The sequence below is a fragment of the Salipaludibacillus sp. CUR1 genome (assembly GCF_021028955.1).
Taxonomy (GTDB): Bacteria; Bacillota; Bacilli; order Bacillales; family Salisediminibacteriaceae; genus Salipaludibacillus.
Genome location: NZ_JAIWPE010000083.1, coordinates 1 through 900 on the forward strand (window position 1 = coordinate 1; position 900 = coordinate 900).

Annotated in this window: 8 tRNA genes and 1 rRNA gene; all 9 read right to left on the reverse strand. The window is 54.4% G+C overall.

Annotated elements, in window-relative coordinates:
• Window positions 1-44 precede the first annotated feature (44 nt).
• Window positions 45-119, reverse strand: a tRNA-Gln gene (locus K8O68_RS15515).
• A gap of 11 nt (window positions 120-130) precedes the next feature.
• A tRNA-His gene (locus K8O68_RS15520) sits at window positions 131-206 on the reverse strand.
• A 12-nt stretch (window positions 207-218) separates the two neighbouring features.
• Window positions 219-292: transfer RNA gene (locus K8O68_RS15525), tRNA-Trp, on the reverse strand.
• A 5-nt stretch (window positions 293-297) separates the two neighbouring features.
• Window positions 298-382 (reverse strand) — tRNA-Tyr (locus K8O68_RS15530).
• Between the two features lie 16 nt (window positions 383-398).
• A tRNA-Asp gene (locus K8O68_RS15535) sits at window positions 399-474 on the reverse strand.
• 6 nt (window positions 475-480) lie between these two features.
• A tRNA-Ser gene (locus K8O68_RS15540) sits at window positions 481-573 on the reverse strand.
• Between the two features lie 9 nt (window positions 574-582).
• Window positions 583-659: transfer RNA gene (locus K8O68_RS15545), tRNA-Met, on the reverse strand.
• A gap of 18 nt (window positions 660-677) precedes the next feature.
• Window positions 678-753, reverse strand: a tRNA-Ala gene (locus K8O68_RS15550).
• A 28-nt stretch (window positions 754-781) separates the two neighbouring features.
• Window positions 782-898: ribosomal RNA gene (gene rrf, locus K8O68_RS15555) — 5S ribosomal RNA — on the reverse strand.
• Between the last annotated feature and the right edge of the window lie 2 nt (window positions 899-900).

A 900-nucleotide genomic window follows, 5' to 3' on the forward strand; every position in this document is an offset into this window, starting at 1 on the left:
GGCAAGGTGGTGCTCTACCACTGAGCTATTCCCGCATATTAAACTGGCAGGCCCAGCAGGATTCGAACCTGCGAATCACGGAATCAAAATCCGATGCCTTACCGCTTGGCTATGGGCCTATTTTATGTCATGGGGCGGCTGATGGGAATCGAACCCACGAATGCCGGAACCACAATCCGGTGCGTTAACCACTTCGCCACAACCGCCTTAATAAATAATGGCAGGGGTAGTAGGAATCGAACCCACATCAAAGGTTTTGGAGACCTTCGTTTTACCATTAAACTATACCCCTAAACATGGTGGAGGGGGAGAGATTCGAACTCCCGAACCCTGAGGGAGCGGATTTACAGTCCGCCGCGTTTAGCCACTTCGCTACCCCTCCATGAGGAAAAAATATATGGCGGTCCCGACGGGAATCGAACCCGCGATCTCCTGCGTGACAGGCAGGCATGTTAACCGCTACACCACGGGACCTTATAATGGCGGAGGAAGAGGGATTCGAACCCCCGCGGGCCGCAAAGCCCCTGTCGGTTTTCAAGACCGATCCCTTCAGCCAGACTTGGGTATTCCTCCGGGTAATTATGGTAGCGGCGGAGGGGATCGAACCCCCGACCTCACGGGTATGAACCGTACGCTCTAGCCAGCTGAGCTACACCGCCATAAAAAACAATATAATTTGGTGGAGCCTAGCGGGATCGAACCGCTGACCTCCTGCGTGCAAAGCAGGCGCTCTCCCAGCTGAGCTAAGGCCCCTTGTTTAAAGTAAGACAGAAATATGTAAGCCCAGCGACGTCCTACTTTCACAGGGGGAGAGCCCCCAACTATCATCGGCGCTGGAGAGCTTAACTTCCGTGTTCGGCATGGGAACGGGTGTGACCTCTCCGCGATCGTCACTGGACA